This window comes from Bacillus mycoides (assembly GCF_001757995.1).
In the GTDB taxonomy this organism is placed as follows: domain Bacteria; phylum Bacillota; class Bacilli; order Bacillales; family Bacillaceae_G; genus Bacillus_A; species Bacillus_A mycoides_B.
In genome coordinates this window covers 1-1397 of record NZ_LXLV01000088.1, presented here as the reverse complement: position 1 = coordinate 1397, position 1397 = coordinate 1, and the positions used below count along the sequence as shown (strand labels likewise).

Genomic DNA, 1397 nt, shown 5'->3' with positions numbered 1-1397 from the left:
ATACTAACTTGCTTTGCTTAGGTAAAAATCGATGGTATTTCCTTTCGAATCGACAGCACGATACAGGTACATCCATTGACTCTTTACTTTGATATATGTTTCATCGACTCTCCAAGAGTCATTGGTTTGCTTGAGATGACGACGGATTCTTTTGTCTAATTCAGGACCATACTGATGAACCCAACGCATAATCGTTGTATGAGCAACGGATAAGCCCCGTTCCGCCATCATTTCCACCAAATCACGAAAGCTCAAGTTGTACCGTAGGTACCATCTTACTGTTTGCAAAATAATATCATGATGATAATGCTTCCACTTGAATAAATTTCGCTTTTCCATACTGATCACGCACCTTTTTTAGAGTAATAGTATCAGTATGTCCAAGATTTAGAGATTAATTGCAATTATCTTGAAGTTTTTGCACCAGAACCTCATTTAATTAGTTCTCCTCTCTTACTTAATAAGTTTAGCATTTTGACTATATTCTACCAACCACTGACTAATAGGATCAGGTAATTCTTATGCAACACCTTCAAATCCATATTTATCAAAAACACCCGAAAGTAAACTTTTGAATAGAAGTTTACTTTCATTTATTATTAGAACAATCAGCCCAACATATCATCAATAAGGAGGCCTCATGAAAACTATTTTAATAATTATTCGTGGAAACTCAGGCTCAGGAAAAAGTACGGTAGCCCGACAACTACAGCTACTCTTAAAAGGCACTCTTTTAGTTCCACAAGATGTAGTTCGTAGAGATATGCTTCGTGTAAAAGATAATGTCGGGAACTTATCTGTTGAACTTATCAAACAAATCACACTGTACGGTATCGGTAAAATGAACTATGTAATTGTAGAAGGCATTCTAAGTACTCGTAAGTACAAAACTATGCTTACAGAACTAATTGATATATTTGAAGAAAGTCACGTCTATTACTATGACATTTCTCTCAAAGAAACAATAGCTCGACATAAAACCAAACCCAACAGAGATGATTTTGGCGAACCTGAAATAACCGCTTGGTACACTAATAAAGATTTTCTAAATTCACCAAATGAAAAAATCATTTCCGAAACCATGTCAGTAGACGAAACTATCAAAATGATTATCTCTGATATTGGAACTGTTCCTAAAGAATCTCAAGGACATTTTCACTAATGAAACTCTATAACTAAACCAATCACGAAAACATCTTCTTACATAAAACAAAAAAAGTCCTAAATTAATGGGACTCTTTTTTTACTTTTATCGAATGTAAACTTTTAAATATTAGTTTACTTTCAGTGATAGAAGTAGAACCACATGCCCATCAACCCAATATTTTGGAGTACCTCCAAAAAAAATTAACCTCAGATACAACAAAAGAGCCTTACCTCTGTAGGTAAGGCTTCAC

At 34.4% G+C, this 1397-nt stretch carries 1 protein-coding gene and 1 pseudogene; one reads left to right on the top strand and one right to left on the bottom strand.

Translation table 11 applies throughout. The features are described 5' to 3' along the window. Positions 1 to 12: 12 nt before the first annotated feature. Positions 13 to 339 (bottom strand): annotated as a pseudogene (locus BWGOE10_RS27980) (IS6 family transposase); the annotation flags it as partial. A gap of 301 nt (positions 340 to 640) precedes the next feature. Here BWGOE10_RS27980 and BWGOE10_RS27975 point away from each other — a divergent pair. Continuing rightward, complete coding sequence (locus BWGOE10_RS27975; RefSeq protein WP_070144496.1) at positions 641 to 1162, top strand: kinase; 522 nt, start codon at positions 641 to 643, stop codon at positions 1160 to 1162. Positions 1163 to 1397 lie beyond the last annotated feature (235 nt).